Raw genomic sequence first — 16,739 nt, forward strand, 5'->3', positions numbered from 1 at the left:
ATGCAAAAAAAATTATCAATCATCAGCTTTAGCGGCGACTTCGACAAATTAACTGCTGTTTTTACTCTGGCAACAGGGGCAGCGGCTGTAGGATATGAGGTCAACATTTTTTTTACATTTTGGGGGCTTAATGCTATCAAGAAAAAACAGGGACGCAGTTTTCTGGGAAAGTCTCCTCTGACTAAACTTTTCGGATTTTTTATGGGTGGATTAAAAGCTGCTCCTGTAAGCCGTCTTAACTTCGGAGGAATCAGTCCTAAAATATTCCGTTCTCTCATGAAAAAGAATAATGTAGCCACACTCGAAGAATTGGTTGACTCGGCTAAAATACTCGAAGTGAATCTGTATGCCTGCGAAATGGCTATGCACATACTAGGTCTGAACAAAGAAGATTTTATTCCCGAAGTTAAAGATGTATTAGGTGTTGCGACATTTCTGAAAATGGCAGATGACGGACAAACCTTATTTATTTAAATACAATAAACATTATCATAATGGCTACATATCAATTAGACATAACAAAAGAACATTGTCCGATGACTTTTGTAAAAACAAAAATAGAATTAGCAAAACTAAAACAAGGTGATCTACTCGAAGTATTTTTAGTTGAAGGAGAACCTCTCGAAAACGTGCCCCGAACTACAACCGAACAAGGGTATACCGTAATAGGGATCGAACATGTAAAAGAAAATATACACAAAGTAACTATACAAAAATAATAATAACTATGGCAAAAAATGATTTACAGCGTAGTGTTACTACAGCTACAGCACGCAAGTTGGCAACGACTACCAAAACACCTCCTCAGATGGGGTCTATCACCCCTCGTTTGTTACTAAAACTTTTGCCATGGGTACAGGTCGACTCCGGAACTTATAGGGTAAACCGGACAAAAGTCGAATTGAAAAAAGCAGAAAGGATAGATATCGAATTTTACGATGGAGTACCTGCTTTCAGTGCCAGTTCTTTTCGTCGAATACCTTTATTTTCACACATCGAAGAAAGTATTGTAAACCGTCTTGCCGAAAAATTTGAAATAAAGGAAGTATCTCTCGGTGAATACCTTATAAAAGAAGGAAAGGATAGCCAGAAATTTTTCATTGTTGCTCAAGGACAGGCTGAAATATACAGCAAAGGACCTCATGGCGAGAATCTCCGCATAGCATTATTATCTGAAGGCGAGTATTTTGGGGAAGCAGATTTACTTTCCGACAAAGCATCATCCGTTACAGTAAAGAGTGTTACTAATGGGGTATATTTCACATTGAGTAGTTCAGAGCTTGAAGGTATTATTCATGACGTACCCAACTTTAGAGATGAATTTCAGAAAGCGGTAGACGAACATTTACGCTTACGTGCAACCGTAAATACACATGGCGAAAAACATATCGACCTGGTATCCGGACATGAAGAAGATAATATTATACCCGAAACATATATTGATTACGAAGAAAATCCGAGAGAATATTCACTCAACACTCTTCAAACAGTAGTAAGAGTTCATACCCGTGTTTCGGATTTATATAACAATCCATATAATCAGCTCGAACAGCAAATGCGCTTAAGCATAGAAAGTGTCCGTGAACGTCAAGAATGGGAATTGATTAATAACCGATACTTCGGACTTTTGAACAGTGTAGAACCCGGATACAGAATCAGTACACGCTATGGTTCGCCGACACCCGATGATTTAGATGAGCTATTGTCTTTAGTATGGAAAAATCCATCGTTCTTTATTGCTCATCCTCGTGCTATCGCAGCTTTCGAACGGGAATGCACATGGCGGGGAGTTCCTCCGGTAACAACACACTTATTCGGTGTACCTGTTATACTCTGGCGGGGAGTTCCTATTATCCCCAGTGATAAACTGGAAATAAAAGGACAATACCTGACTAATCGAGGAGTTGGTTCAACCGAAATTATTCTTGTGCGAATCGGAGAAAAGGAGCAAGGTGTAGTCGGACTTCATCAGGCTGGAATACCGGGAGAGATTGCCCCCAGCTTATCCGCTCGTTTGATGGGACTAGATAAGTTCGGTGTAGCATCTTATCTGCTTACCAAGTATTTTTCTTTAGCATCATTAACTGATGATGCAATTGCCGTTCTCGAAAATGTAGAAGTCGGATTTTACCATAATTACCAACATCGCAATGCGGTAGAAAAATAGCCGAATCTATGATTGAAGATTATCATCCACAGTCCTACCCTACTGATTTTAATGATGTAAGCAAACTGCGGGAAATTGCCGAAAAGATATTAACAGCCGAAAGTCAAGAGAATAATGTATCCGAATTGATTCCGGATGATATTAACCTCGAGAGTGTTTTTGCTTCATTTACTTCCTTGCAAAAAGGTGTACCACTTGTCAATGAACTGAGCAACTTCTATTTTGATGATCAATTGGCTTCTAATCCCGAGAAAGTTCGAGATTATAGTCTAAATAGATCAGCATCAGAAGAATTTGGGGCTAACGAATATGGAGTTAATTCATTTTTTGATGAAACTTCGCTATCTAAGACTGCCACACAGGAAGTATTCGACCCTGAGATAATCCGCCAAGACTTTCCGATCCTGCATCAGAGAGTAAATGGAAAGCCTTTGATCTGGTTTGACAATGCCGCTACAACTCAAAAGCCACAGGTTGTAATTGATGAGATAGCACGTTTTTATGCAACCGACAATTCAAATATTCATAGAGCTGCGCATACATTAGCCGGGCGGTCTACGGATGCCTATGAGAATGCAAGAGAAAAGGTTCAGAAATTCATCAATGCCTCCTCATCCGAGGAAATAATCTTTGTGAGAGGCACTACAGAAGGCATAAATCTGATAACCCAGACATTCGGCTGGAAATACATTCAGGAAGGAGACGAAATAATAGTTTCGACTCTCGATCATCATGCTAATATAGTTCCATGGCAACAACTTGCTAAAGAGAAAAAAGCGAAGTTGCTGGCTATTCCGGTAGATGACAAGGGCGACATTATATTGGAAGAATACGAGCGGATGATTAGTCCCCGTACCAAGATAGTATCTATCGGACAGGTAAATAATACCTTCGGAACTATATCCCCGGTAAAAACAGTAATAGAGATAGCCAAACGATACAATGCCCGCGTAGTAATAGATGGGGCACAATCAATAGCTCATACAAAAGTAGATGTTCAGAATCTTGATTGCGATTTCTTTGTATTCTCAGGACATAAAGTATATGGTCCCAACGGAATAGGTATAGTCTATGGAAAGAAAGAACTGCTCTCTATTTTACCACCATGGCAAGGCGGCGGGAACATGATAAAGGATGTGACATTGGAAGAAACTCAATTCAATGCCCCTCCTGCCAGATTTGAGGCGGGAACACCCAATGTTGCCGATGCTGTCGGACTTGGTATTGCCTTGGACTATGTAAAAAAAATAGGGTTAGAAAAGATTGAAAAATACGAACACGAATTGACTGAGTATGCACGCAAACGCCTCAGTGAAATCCCAGGATTGAATCTTATCGGTAATCCCAAAGAACGAATAAGTGTAGTATCTTTTATTTTAGAAGGAATCCCTACCATAGAAGTAGGCCAACTATTGGATAAAGAAGGTATTGCCGTACGCTCGGGACACCATTGCGCTCAACCGTCACTCCGTCGGTTCGGACTGGAAGCAACCGTGCGCCCCTCTTTTTCATTTTATAATACAAAGCAGGAAATAGATCAGCTAGTGAAAGCGATTATTAAGATCCAGGCTAATTACCAGAGAGCTGGAATTTAAAAATTCTTATAGCCATATATATGAACCCCAACGTTTTTTATCCAAACGTTGAGGTTCATTTTAAATTTCAGAATAAGATGTGTTTTATTTCAATACAGCAGCCCAACCGCCATTTCTTACCATCTTAATAGTAATTTTATCAACAGATACTACGTTTGATTCTTTTCGTCTGTAATCCATAGCCTGACGTCCTGCATTTATCCCATCTTCGAAAGAAGTCATCTTATACACCTGTCCGGTATTGAGAAAATCCATATTCAACTCAAAGGTTCTCTCTTTACTTCCATTTGCCATTCCTCCAATATACCAGATACTACCCTTCCGTTTGGCAACAACAGCATATTCACCAACCTTGGCTTCGAGAACCTTAGTTTCATCCCAAGTCGTTGGAACCTGGGTTATGAACTCTGTACAATCGAGATTTCGATAATACAAAGTAGGATTATCGGCCAGCATTTGAAGCCCACTCTCAAAAATAACGAATAAAGCAAGTTGATAAGCCCTTGTTCCGATACTAGCCGAGTTGGGTCTCTGCGCACTGTAAACATCAGGCTGCATGCTGATCATTGCACCGGGGGTATAATCCATCGGACCTACCGCATTTCGCATAAACGGGAGATAGATACTATTATCAGGAGTGCATCCACCCATTTGCTCCATGCCTCTGACTCCTTCATAAGATAATACATTCGGATATTTATATTCGAGTCCTGCAGGTTTAAATGACCCGTGAAAATCAACAAATAACTGATACTTAGCCGCCTCTACAGCAACTCTCTCATAAAAATTAACCATCCATTGGTCGCTGCGATCCATAAAATCAATTTTAACTCCTTTTACCCCCCAATCGGCAAAGGTTTTGAAAAGAGCCATATTATTTTCTACTGTAAGCCATGTCAACCAAAGGACAATACCTACATTCTTTTCTTTTCCATAACGGATAAGCTCATGTACATCTACCTTGGGATTTGGAGTATAGGGGTCAAGCGTACTTAGTGCCCATCCTTCGTCCATAATAATATACGGTATTCCGAATTTCGAAGCAAAGTCGATATAATATTTATAGGTATCCAGATTATATCCCGAAACAAAATCAACATCATCTCCATAAGGAGACGCATCATTCCACCATTCCCAGCTTACCTGACCGGGTTTGATCCATGAAGTATCATCAATTATATTCTTAGAGGCAAGCTTATAAGTCATGGTATTCTCCAATATTGTTTTATCCTCTTTAGTTATTACAAAATAACGCCAGGGAAATGATCTGTCACCTCTTGTTTTGGCAATATAACCGGCTTCTTCCAATATTTTCACGCTTCGATCACCATCCTCACCAAACTTAACTGGAACTTTCGGAAATGTAGACGACATGCTATTGCTGCCGTTACTTTTCACAAACATACAAGGATAATCATACAGATCAGATTCAGACATCAGTATTTTATATCCGTCTTTAGTATCTATCAATACCGGCAATACCGACATTTTATCAGACGATTTCCACACATTGCTATTTATATGTGTATATACTTCCTCATATGCCGTTTTGAATCCTCCGGGTTGTTGCAGATGCAGCAAATAGTCTTTCGGAAAATTTATAGAACAATCCTCTCCCAAAATCTCTATATCACCCTTTTTCTTCGTTACAAATCGATAAGCAATACCATCATTAAAGGCTCTGAATTCAACAATATATCCACCTTTAAAATCAAGGCTAAGCTCATTATATTCGTTCTTTACACTTGAAAATTTTAAAGGAACAATCGGGGATAAAATTTCATTAACAGAAGCTCTCCGCTCTTTTGACAGTTTTGGATTTAATCCCAAATTCTCATCTTTCAAGTTTAAGCACAAACTATTGTCTTGAAGCAGAATATCCTTGTCATATGATATAGAATAATAAATCTTTTCGGAGATATTCAATTCTAACTTAATAGCCTTATCGGGAGACAACAGCTCGATCTTTCTCTGCCCGTACATACCACTAAATCCTAAACAAATAACTGCTAGTAGTAAAACCTTTCTCATATTTTAGTTTTATTTATTTTGAACCTTCCAATTCTTTCGAAAAAGAATACGGATAATCCACATCGTTCGTACCTCTATTTTTATTGGGGACCGAAGACATCTCAAAAATAATCTCGGCACCTCCGGTCAAGTCCTTGTGTGTAAAATAGTTTTTCGAATAGACTTTCTTTCCTAATCTTACAGATTTCACATAGCGGTTATCTTTCGAATTATTCATCGATTTTATTAAAATACTTTTGCCATTTTCAAGATTGACTTTCACACTTTTAAAAAGAGGAGCACCCAATACATACTCGTCTGTAGCGGGCGAAACAGGATAAAATCCCATTGCAGAGAATACATACCAAGCCGACGTTTGTCCATTATCTTCATCACCACAATATGCATCAGGATTAGAATTGTACAGTTTTTCCATAATTTCACGTACCCAGAACTGTGTTTTCCATGGTTCGCCCGAATAGTTGTATAAATAGGGCATATGTTGTATCGGTTGATTTCCATGAGCATATTGCCCCATATCCATTACCTGCATCTCCCTCATTTCATGTATTATATTACGGCTGTTGATCCCCAGATAACTGGGGATGATAAATACAGAATCCATCATCTGATTAAAAGTGTCCTTACCTCCCATTAAATCAATAAGTCCTTGCGGATCATGAAACACACAAAAACTCCAATGCCAACTGTTCCCCTCGCAAAACTCATTACTCCAGTCTTCAGGTTTAAACTGTGGATTGAATACACCTTTGTCATCCTTACCGCACATCATTTTATACTTAGGATTATAGACATTCTTATAATTCAATGCTCCCTTCTTATATTGCTCCAATTCATTTGCAGACTTACCTAATACTTTCCCTAACTGATATATAGACCAATCATTATAAGCATATTCGAGAGTGCGGGCAACATTTTGCCCAACACTTACATTATTGGGCACATACCCCAATTTATTGTAATACTCATATCCTACCCTGCCCGAAGCCGTTTCTTTCAGGTGGTCATTAGCTCCACGAGTTACCGCTTTCCATAATTGTTCTATATCATATCCTTTGAGCCCTTTGACGAAAGCATCAGCAACAACCGATGCCGAATTTTGCCCGATCATAATATTACGGTGTCCCGGACTTCCCCATTCCGGTAAGAAACCGCTTTCGTTGTAAGCATTGACCAATCCCGCCTGTATCTTTTCGTTTATCGAAGGATAAACAAGATTTAAGAACGGAAAAAGACAACGGAAAGTATCCCAGAAACCTGTATCGGTAAACATATATCCGGGTAATACTTCTCCTGTAAAAGGGCTATAATGTACAACCTCTCCCTGAGCATTTATTTCATAAAAAGTACGAGGAAACTGTACCGATCGATAAAGACAGGAATAAAATGTTCTCAAATGATCTAGATTATCGTCTTCTACTTCGATCTTACTCAAAACCTGATTCCACTCGTCACGTCCTTTGTCTGTTAATTCATCAAATGTATCACTTCCCAGTTCTTTCAGATTCTGCTCAGCCTGTTCGTAGCTAATAAAGGAAGATGCTACCTTCGCATGGATCTTTTCTCCTCTTCGGGTTTGGAATCCAATTACAGCTCCTGCATGGTTTGTTGAAACTTCGGTCTCACCCTTCAATATCTCGTTATCATCAACAACTGCTTTGTAAGTAAATGCTTTATCAAACTTAATAACAAAATAATTCTTAAAATTTTCGGGTACACCTCCACTATTTCTGGTAGTATATCCTATTATTTTATTTTCATCCGGTATTATTTTGACGAAGGATCCCTTATCGAAAGCATCGACAATTATATAAGAGTTTGTGCTCTCGGGAAAAGTGATTCTGAACATTGCAGCTCGAGAGGTCGGTGTAATCTCGGTCGTAATATCGTGATCTGCCAGATACACTTTATAATAATATGGTTTTGCAACTTCTGCTTTATGAGAAAACCAACTAGCTCGTTTATCTTCGTCAAAAGTTATTTTACCGGTAATAGGCATAATCGAAAATTGACCGTAATCATTCATCCACGGACTAGGCTGATGAGTCTGCTTGAAACCTCTGATTTTATCGGCAGTATAAGTATACAGCCATCCATCGCCCATTTTTCCCGTCTGAGGTGACCAAAAATTCATACCCCACGGACGAGCTATTACCGGATAATTATTTCCGGTAGATAATTCGAACTTCGATAATGTTCCGGTCAACGGGTTTACATAATCAACGGGCTCTACTTTCTCTGCTGCCGACACCCAAGGTATGGATATCAGACAGAACACAGCAAATAATTGCTTTCGTAATTTATTCATTTCTATATCTTTATTATATAAGAGGAATGTTTATATATGTAATAATAACAAGCCGGTATCCCAGCTTGTTACAAACTATATATTAATATCTCGGGTTACCATCCTGAATTCTGCGGATACGGTTCACCCACTGTTACTCTGTTTATCTGACTCTGAGGAATCGGTCTGAGCTGATGCTTATCTGCAATATTGGTTTTAGCTTGCCCATCGTCATAAAGTCTTACACGTTTCAACAGAGTACCTGTACGAGCTAGATCTGCCCACCTGCAATGTTCACCTAGAAGTTCACGAGTACGCTCTTCGAGTATAAAATCGAGAGTGATATCAGACGCAGTTACATCCAATGCTCCAACGGAAGAAGTTTCCTTATTTCGAGCACGTTCTCTTACCTCATTTATATAGCGGGCCGCATTTCCTTTATCGCTTAGTTTATAAGCAGCTTCGGCAGCCAGCAAATATGTTTCCGCCAAACGAAAGATAACATATGAGCGGTCCGAATTATCATTGTATTGGGCACGGGTTTTATCCAAAAACTTTTTCATTGTCGGAAATATTTTATTTCCTTCGTATGCATCCGGTGTAAATATGATATACTTATTCAATCCGGTACGGCTTTGAGTCTTTTTCCTGATTTCTTCAGCAGACATCTTATATCCGGGGAAATAAAGGGCTGTATCACCTACTACAGTATATTCCCAACTGAAAGATTCCTTTGTTCCATTGATGGTGTATGAAATATCGCCGCCTTTTTGTTTTTTGGTAGCATACCATACTTTCTGAAATGTAGCATCATATCTGGTATCCTTATCTCTCAGGTTGAATGCCTGATAAGTATAGTTATTGGGATTGAACCATGCATAAGTTCTTCCGTCATTAATATTCCGTTCGCCCAAATACGAATCATATCCATTTACAAAATAGTGATTTAAAGTTGATGTACGTCCGTATGTATTATTCAAGTCCCAGTCCATGCGAGCCACAAATAATGCCTCGGTATTTCTATTAGACGGGGCATCATTAGCCTCATCAAACACATCTGCAAACTTCGCCATTAGATATATCCCCAATGACGGAGCATCGGTAATGAGTTTAGCGGCTGTATCGTAAGCTTTCTGATAGTATTCTTTTGCCTTGGTAGGATCATAATACTTGTTATGACTGTTATTAGGATAAGTTGCGGCATCTTTATCATATATCCATCCCAGAGTCAGATACACTCTAGCCAATAGATGCTGAGCTGTGGCTCCGGATGCACGTCCTGATTCCAAACCGTTCTTTTGAGGACTGGCAGAACAATCTTTAATGGCTCCTTCGAGATCGGAAATAATCACATCATATGCTTTCAACAGATCGTCCCGAACGGCAGCTCTCGAAGGCTGATCATTAAATGTAGTTGTAACGGTTACATCTCCGAACTGCTGCACTAGATTAAAATAAAGAAATGCCCTCAAAAACTTGGCTTCTCCCAGATACTGAGTCCTTTGAACTAATGTCAATTCATTTCCGATCTGAATTTCCTCGGCATGCTCTATCAGGTAGTTCAGGGTATTTATATTATCATATGCATACGACCACATATTTCCGGGAAACTCATTATTGGCTGTATATCTGGTAAGATCGTATATAGACATTGCCGTCGTACGGTTTTCGGTTGTCCCACTCTTGAACTCATCGGTTCCCGGATTCATCAATCCATGAATCCCCCCTTCGTCACCATACATACTGCCCAATACAGCATAAGCGGAATTAACACCCATTTTAAAACCCTGAGGTGTTTTCAGAAAATCTTGTGTTGTACTCGAATGGTTTTCTTCATCAAGCCAATCTTTACATGAAGAGAAACCTACAAGCAGGCATATTATAGATAGAAAATATAATTGCTTTTTCATGTTTAATTATTTTTAATTAGAATGATAAGTTTACTCCGAAAATAAAGGATCTGGTCGGAGGTGTATTCAGGTTTACAGTACTGGTAGTCTCTGGATCAATTCCTCCGTCTTTTTTGTACTGCGAATCGAACCATGTATACAAATTGTATGCTGTTACATATACCCTTGCATTATCTATATTCCATTTCGATGATATATCTTTAGGAATCGTATATCCAACCGATATATTTCTCAGTTTTATGTAAGAAGCATCGTACCTCGCTAAAAGATTTCTGTAATTAACACCTGCCGTAGATGGTTTAGGCCAACGTGCGGTTGTATTTTCAGGTGTCCAATAATCGATATTCAGATTATTAAACCGACCTCCTAATGTATTCATCCAATTGTCATGCATACTCGAAGTAAGTATACCGCCTGATTTAAAAGAGAATAGGAATGAAAGATCGAATCCTTTGTAGCCGAAACGATTGCTAATACCACCTTCAAAATCCGGAGAACGTCTGCCTAGATATACCCGATCATCGTCATTAATTACCTGTTTGGCTTTGGGGGTTACACCATCTTCCTCGTAATCAATATGATGATTCTTTATCTTTACAGTACCGATTACAGATGATGGCCCAGATGTAGAGTACCCGTATGATTGAGCCAAAGTAATGTCTTCGGGGGTATCCTGCCATAATCCATCCGCTTCGAGCGAATATATTACCCAACGGTCTTTCCCTAAATACAGGTTGTTACTCTCGTCTTTCAGGACACCTTCACCCAGATTCGTCACTTTATTGCGATTTGCAAAAATATTAAAATCAGTTGTCCACGAAAGTTTATCTTTTCCGTCTCCGTCCAGATTCACTGTACTGATATTTAATTCTATACCTTTGTTTGTAGTATTTCCTAAATTGGTTAGATATTCATTCGAATATCCAGAAGTTCTCGGTAGACTTACTTTCAACAACAGATCTTTTGTTTTTTGTTGATATAGTTCCAAAGTACCGGTAATTCTGTTCGATAAGAATCCAAAGTCTATACCCATATTCGTGGTTTCTGTATATTCCCACCCTAAAGATTTATCGGGAACCGAACTTGGTTTAACACCCACAACTCCCTCACTTCCGAGCATATACCTATTAGTACTCAACTTCGACATGGTCTGATAGGGATCTACTGCTGTACTTCCGACATTACCCCAGCTTAATCTTAATTTGAGATTCGATAATACCTTTTGGTTTGTCATGAAATCTTCTCTCATTATATTCCAGCCAAGAGCCACAGAAGGGAATGAGTGCCATTTGTTTCCTTCAGCCAAACGTGAAGATCCATCGGTACGGATAGTAGCTGTCAATAGGTACTTTTCTTTAAAATTATAGTTTAAACGCCCCATAAACGACATGATACGCCACTTTTCGAAACCACCGCCTCCAACGGTTTTCCCTAAGGCCAACTCGGGAGAAGGATTATAAAATTCAACATTATCATTGAAGTAATTATATGCTTCTATAGAGTTTCCGTCACGTTGTCTTTCCTGTAGGCTATACAATCCGGTAAGAAAAAAATTATGGTCTTTAGCTATCGTCTTATTCCAGTTCAATATATTTTCTATTGTATACTCCAACCCTAAATAGTGATCGGAATAGGATCTATTTTGGCTTGCTTTCCTTTTAGTAGTTAAGCTGCCTTCAAACTGTCCGAGCGTTTCATATTTCAATTGTAATCCGGCATTAAATTTGTAACTCAATCCATATGGCAGGGCAATATCTACATATCCTACATTGAATGTCGATAATGAACGGCGTTTATCAACTATAGCTCCGGGTTGCAGGTCTAATACAGGATTCCATACCTGTCCACCGCTTCCGGCGAGTTCTTTAGTCAAAATACCTTCGGCATCATAAGGCGTGGCAAACGGAGATGCTCTCAAAGCCTGATCCATCGGATTATTGTTCGCGCCGTTGTTCAGAATATAGCCTGTCAAAGAAGATAGACCTATCTTCATGGCTTTACTCACCTGACTATCCAGAGAAAGCTTAGCCGTCATACGCTCAAAAGTATGAGCCTTGAAATTATTTTCGCCTTTATAATACCCCACAGACCCGTTGTAAGTGGTACGGTCTCCTCCCCCATTGATCGAAATCTGATGGTTGGTAGTCATACCATTCTGATAAATAAGATCTTGCCAGTCAGTATTGTTACCTGAATAATAGCCATCCATTTCGGACTGATCGGTAAATACCCTGTTTAGCTTCATTATTTCGGGATCGTCCGGTCCTGTGTATTTATCGCTGTTGGCATTATAAAAAGCCCACTGCTTGAGTCGTATAAACTGCTCAGAATTCATCAGTTTATAGTCTTTTATGGCAGTTGTGATGCCATAATAACCGCTATAACTGATTTTCAAGGTACTTTTGGCTCCTTTTTTAGTAGTTATAAGGATTACACCGTTTGCTCCACGCGATCCGTAAATAGCTGTAGAAGATGCATCCTTCAGAATACTGATACTCTGAATATCATCGTTATTGATATCATTCAGATTTCCGCTGAAAGGAATTCCATCCAACACTATAAGAGCATCATTCCGTCCTCCGATCGAACGTTCGCCACGTATTCGTATTGTAGGTACTGCTCCAGGATGAGTGCTTCCCCCATCCATCTGGACATCAACTCCTGCAGCAATTCCCTGCAAAGCCGAGGCCACATTAGCCACTGGGGTTTCCCGCAATGTCTTTTCGCTGACATTGACCATAGCTCCTGTAACATCTGATTTTTTCTGCACACCATATCCAACAACCATTACATCTTGCAATAGATGTGAGTCTTCTTCCAACTTGATTGTATAAGAATCCTGATTATTCTTAACACTGACCTCCTGCTTACGATATCCAATGTAAGAAATCTCGATAATATCTCCGACAGAGGCTTCCAGCGAAAATTTCCCTTCGAGATCTGTCATTGTAGCTTGCTTTTTTCCTTTAAGAAGGACGGTAACTCCAATAAGAGGTCCTGAAGAGTCCTCGATAGTTCCCGATATTATTTTTTTAGCTTGTTGTACTGAGGATGCTTCCAAAACCCCGGTGTCTTTCGTAGTAGATTGAGAAGGCATTGTCACCCCAAAGGCAAACAACAGCCACAAGAAGTTCCTTTTATAAGGAACAATTCCTTTCTTTTTCTTAGTTAACATAGTTTTGATTTAAATTAATGTTTCGTTTTTTGTAAAACCTGATCTATACTTAAAGCCCACAGTCGACCGAGTACTTTACTACCCTCAACATTGGGATGGAGGTAAAAAATACCCGATTTACCCTCCTGTGGTTTATGGTATATCTTGTAATATTTCCTGAATAAATCAAACCCTTTACGGTCTCCCATCTCTACAAATGGCTGATTTGTTTCGGCTAGCCGGCTGATAACAGGCCGATATGTCTGCAGTCTGTTCAGTCCTTCTTGCAAGTAAACGGCACTATTGTGTGTATTGGGACTATACCAAAGGGCATTGTGCAATATTATTTTTGCGGAAGAATACCTATAATGCAGACTATCTATTATAGATTGCATATTTGTCTCGAATTGCTGCGCTGATACAGGAGCTCCGTTTGTACCATGCGACGCACTGTCATTTGTTCCGAGTTTGATGGAAAATACCAGTCGGGCATCACTCCTATGAATAGAGTCAGCAGCAACAATAACTTTATGAAAAGCTTTACCTCCGGGCAAAAAGTCGTATGTAGTATATCCGCTTATTCCGCAGTTACGATAAACAACATCATATCCCAGACTGTCGAGGAGCAATGCCGCAACGGTAGGAGGTGGATTTTTCAGATAAGTACCCTCCGTTATGCTGTTACCGATAAAAATAACATCCAGTTTAGATTCTGCAGGTTTAGGAAAATGACGGCGAGGACAGATCTCCTTTGCAATCACCCGTGCCATGACAGTCGTACCTTTTACATTCGGATGTATCTTATCATACACATAATCGCTTTTTCCTGCCAGAGGAGAATAAAGGTCTATCACCGACGACCGGGTTTTCTCCGCAACCCTGTTAACAATGGGAATTATCTCATTTGTAATCGTACGATCATCCACATTCAGAGAGTTGCCTTCAAAAGCCGGTATCGGATAGCAGAGATATATCCGGGGCTTCGCAGCTAGTTTTCTGAAAGAATTGACAAACTGGATATAATCTCCTTCAAACTGATTTTTGTAAATCCAGTTATGAGGTTTCGCATCATTAGTTCCCATCTTAATAACGACAATATCGGGGTTCCATGCCAATACTTCTTTGTATCTGTCCTCTACCCAATAAGGATGATCTCCCGACTTCAACATAGTACGTCCTCCTATTCCATAATTACGCACAGTATACCCGTCTCCTAACAATCGTTGAAGTATAGAGGGATATTTTTCATTCTGATCCAATGCCCAATTTTCGGTGATACTGTTGCCTACACAAGCAACTTTTATTTGGGAATAGGTCGTACAGATAAGTAAGCAGGCAAACAGCATGCTTATAAATCGATATTTCAGGTTCATTTTTTTTATTTTTTAAGGAAAAGAGTACTATCCCAATTGTATGGGAATGGAATCTTTTTGTAATATTCTAGAGAATGCTTTGGCTGCTCGTATTTGGCAGGTATAGGCATTTTAGAGTATTGTCCGAAGAACAACAAACAACCGTCTCTCCACCATACAGCTTCATCTTCCTGCAGTTTCAGTAAAGACTTCACGTGTTCGAAACGTTCTTTATCGATCTTGCCATCAAGTGTATTCCAAATGTTTTCCATTTGCCGAACACCATCAACACCTTTGTAATAATAATCGACCATCTCATACCAAAGATACTGCCCCGAAGGCATCTTATAAGTCCACGGAATACGATGGAACCAGAGCAGAAGGTTAACCGGACATGTTTTAGGATCATTAAATGTGCTTGCTAAAGGTTCGTGATATTGTCCGACAGCATTGCTGCCTGTTCTTGTACGATCTACCCCAATACTGTCAGTGGTAACTTTATGATAATCAAATGCTGTCCATAAAGGGTCATCGTGCCAGGGCTCAGGACCGTTGTGTGTATTGTAATTCATTATGTGATTGAGTCCTAAAGGAGTCATATAATCTACGGCAGTCTCCCGTGACATAAGCATTATTTTCTGAATAGGTTTCAAAATACTTTTATCATTCGAAAATGTCATTCTTATCCACTCTTCCGAAAGTTCTATGCTTGAGAGATCAGGATTCCATGCCAAACGCCCGAAAGCATGCCAGTTGGCTTGACCAAATAAATGTCCTGTCCAATTAATATCTGTTCCGATATTAGGAACTCCTGCCATTGCTGATATGCCATGCGTTTTTTTATAATTCTGTAATACTTTTGAGACAGTAGAACCTTTTCCCTTTTCATAAGTGTCGGATTGTAAAGTTTCTTCGAACAGAGCCCCCAAATAAACCAGATGCCCTGCATGACCGAGATTTTCCTGGGTGATCTGAAATTCAATAGCTAAAGGAGTTTCGGGCATCGATCCGAATAAAGGATGAAACGGCTCTCTCGGTTGAAAGTCAATTGCTCCGTTTTTGGGCTGTACAAATACATTTTTATTAAATTTCCCATCAAGAGGTTTGAATTCATTATATCCATTGATCACTCTGTCTATATCCCGCTCGTTCTGATAAACAAAGGCACGCCAGAAAACAATACCGCCATAAGGTTCGAGAGCTTCAGCCATCATATTAGCTCCATCGGCATGTGTACGCCCATAATCCTGAGGTCCGGGCTGCCCTTCGGAATTGGCTTTCACCAAAAAACCTCCAAAATCAGGAATCAATTGGTATATCTCTTTTACCTTTTCTTTCCACCACTGACGAACTCTAGGGTCGGAAGGGTCTGCTGTAGGCAATCCTCCGATCTCCTTCGGGGCACTGAAACGGGCAGTAAGGTATATACGTATTCCATAAGGACGAAAAACGTCCGCCAAACCTGACGCCTTGACAAGCCATTCGGTGTTGAGACTTTTTGCATTGGCATTTACATTATTCAAAACAGCACCATTGATACCGATAGAAGCATTGGTTCTGGCATAATCTATATAACGCGGATCTTTGTATCTCGGAAGACGAGCCCAATCCCACAATGTATAACCGGCATATCCACGTTCTATTGTACCATCGAGATTGTCCCAATGATCCAAAACCCGGTACTGTAATTTAGGTTCTTCTTTAATATCGAGCTTATTTAATGATAAGTTGGTCTGCATCAACCGTAAGTAATGATATATACCATACAGAATACCAATATCTTCGCGGGCAGCTATAACGGTTATCCCTTTTCCGTTTACAGTGCAGCTTCGTATAATATAACCTTCGTTATCAAGATTATTTATCTCTGAAACAAATGGCAGTTCCGCTATTACTTTTGATGATGTGGGAGTGCCAACGATTAAAGTCCCGTTTACTGCTTTATCTGTTTCATTCAGTTCAAGAGCCAACATCCCCTTCAAACCTAATTCCAACTCAGCTTTAGCTGCTTTAAGCCTATCTGATACGGCAGGAAATACAATATGCCTATTTTTGTCTTTATAGTTATCTATTAATGCAGGGTCTGCGATTTTCACATAACGCAGCCAAAGATTATAACCGTTTTCGGCTGATGTACCATGATGCCAAAGTAACAACATAAGGAACAAAACGATATAAAATCGTGAAGGTCGATTCATAAGGAATTAAATTATAATGTTAACAAATTCAATAAGCGGATAAAA

10 protein-coding genes are annotated in these 16,739 nt (G+C 39.6%); 4 read left to right on the forward strand and 6 right to left on the reverse strand.

Features of this window, described 5'->3' with window-relative positions:
* The 4 genes from K322_RS0114515 to K322_RS19590 all read left to right on the forward strand — a co-directional run bounded on the left by K322_RS0114515 (window position 1) and on the right by K322_RS19590 (window position 3,762).
* A complete protein-coding gene (locus K322_RS0114515; protein WP_026627529.1) occupies window positions 1-474 on the forward strand; it encodes a DsrE/DsrF/DrsH-like family protein in 474 nt (157 codons plus the stop codon).
* A 20-nt stretch (window positions 475-494) separates the two neighbouring features.
* Window positions 495-719 carry a sulfurtransferase TusA family protein gene (locus K322_RS0114520; protein ID WP_026627530.1) on the forward strand — a complete coding sequence of 75 codons (225 nt, stop codon included), beginning with the start codon at window positions 495-497 and terminating at the stop codon, window positions 717-719.
* Between the two features lie 8 nt (window positions 720-727).
* Window positions 728-2,167 (forward strand): family 2B encapsulin nanocompartment shell protein, encoded by a 1,440-nt coding sequence (locus tag K322_RS0114525; RefSeq protein ID WP_026627531.1) that lies wholly within the window; start codon window positions 728-730, stop codon window positions 2,165-2,167.
* A 380-nt stretch (window positions 2,168-2,547) separates the two neighbouring features.
* Complete coding sequence (locus K322_RS19590) at window positions 2,548-3,762, forward strand: cysteine desulfurase (RefSeq protein WP_260204111.1); 1,215 nt, start codon at window positions 2,548-2,550, stop codon at window positions 3,760-3,762.
* Window positions 3,763-3,846: 84 nt separating this feature from the next.
* On the opposite strand, the gene K322_RS0114535 is transcribed toward K322_RS19590, so the two are convergent.
* From K322_RS0114535 to K322_RS0114565, 6 genes are all read right to left on the reverse strand, one after another.
* Window positions 3,847-5,793 (reverse strand): glycoside hydrolase family 97 protein, encoded by a 1,947-nt coding sequence (locus tag K322_RS0114535; RefSeq protein WP_026627532.1) that lies wholly within the window; start codon window positions 5,791-5,793, stop codon window positions 3,847-3,849.
* A gap of 13 nt (window positions 5,794-5,806) precedes the next feature.
* The gene (locus tag K322_RS0114540) at window positions 5,807-8,101 is read right to left on the reverse strand and encodes a GH92 family glycosyl hydrolase (RefSeq protein ID WP_035332198.1); all 2,295 of its coding nucleotides are present in this window, start codon (window positions 8,099-8,101) and stop codon (window positions 5,807-5,809) included.
* A 95-nt stretch (window positions 8,102-8,196) separates the two neighbouring features.
* Complete coding sequence (locus tag K322_RS0114545; RefSeq protein WP_026627534.1) at window positions 8,197-9,990, reverse strand: RagB/SusD family nutrient uptake outer membrane protein; 1,794 nt, start codon at window positions 9,988-9,990, stop codon at window positions 8,197-8,199.
* A gap of 16 nt (window positions 9,991-10,006) precedes the next feature.
* Window positions 10,007-13,165 (reverse strand): SusC/RagA family TonB-linked outer membrane protein, encoded by a 3,159-nt coding sequence (locus tag K322_RS0114550; RefSeq protein ID WP_051290828.1) that lies wholly within the window; start codon window positions 13,163-13,165, stop codon window positions 10,007-10,009.
* Between the two features lie 14 nt (window positions 13,166-13,179).
* Window positions 13,180-14,517, reverse strand: coding sequence for a GDSL-type esterase/lipase family protein (locus K322_RS20755; RefSeq protein WP_166786282.1), 1,338 nt, complete (start codon window positions 14,515-14,517; stop codon window positions 13,180-13,182).
* Window positions 14,518-14,522: 5 nt separating this feature from the next.
* Entirely contained in the window at window positions 14,523-16,694 is a 2,172-nt protein-coding gene (locus K322_RS0114565) for an alpha-glucuronidase family glycosyl hydrolase (protein WP_026627536.1), read from the reverse strand.
* Window positions 16,695-16,739: the final 45 nt, after the last annotated feature.

Origin of the sequence: Indolivaga capnocytophagoides DSM 22835 (assembly GCF_000426485.1) — a bacterium.
In the GTDB taxonomy this organism is placed as follows: domain Bacteria; phylum Bacteroidota; class Bacteroidia; order Bacteroidales; family Dysgonomonadaceae; genus Dysgonomonas_A; species Dysgonomonas_A capnocytophagoides.

What these genes read in the sequence shown, in the direction of transcription:
- K322_RS0114515 (WP_026627529.1), top strand. Translation starts at nt 1, where the DNA reads ATGCAAAAAAAATTATCAATCATCAGCTTTAGCGGCGACTTCGACAAA.
- K322_RS0114520 (WP_026627530.1), top strand. Translation starts at nt 495, where the DNA reads ATGGCTACATATCAATTAGACATAACAAAAGAACATTGTCCGATGACT.
- K322_RS0114525 (WP_026627531.1), top strand. Translation starts at nt 728, where the DNA reads ATGGCAAAAAATGATTTACAGCGTAGTGTTACTACAGCTACAGCACGC.
- K322_RS0114535 (WP_026627532.1), bottom strand. Translation starts at nt 5,793, where the DNA reads ATGAGAAAGGTTTTACTACTAGCAGTTATTTGTTTAGGATTTAGTGGT.
- K322_RS0114540 (WP_035332198.1), bottom strand. Translation starts at nt 8,101, where the DNA reads ATGAATAAATTACGAAAGCAATTATTTGCTGTGTTCTGTCTGATATCC.
- K322_RS0114545 (WP_026627534.1), bottom strand. Translation starts at nt 9,990, where the DNA reads ATGAAAAAGCAATTATATTTTCTATCTATAATATGCCTGCTTGTAGGT.
- K322_RS0114550 (WP_051290828.1), bottom strand. Translation starts at nt 13,165, where the DNA reads ATGTTAACTAAGAAAAAGAAAGGAATTGTTCCTTATAAAAGGAACTTC.
- K322_RS20755 (WP_166786282.1), bottom strand. Translation starts at nt 14,517, where the DNA reads ATGAACCTGAAATATCGATTTATAAGCATGCTGTTTGCCTGCTTACTT.
- K322_RS0114565 (WP_026627536.1), bottom strand. Translation starts at nt 16,694, where the DNA reads ATGAATCGACCTTCACGATTTTATATCGTTTTGTTCCTTATGTTGTTA.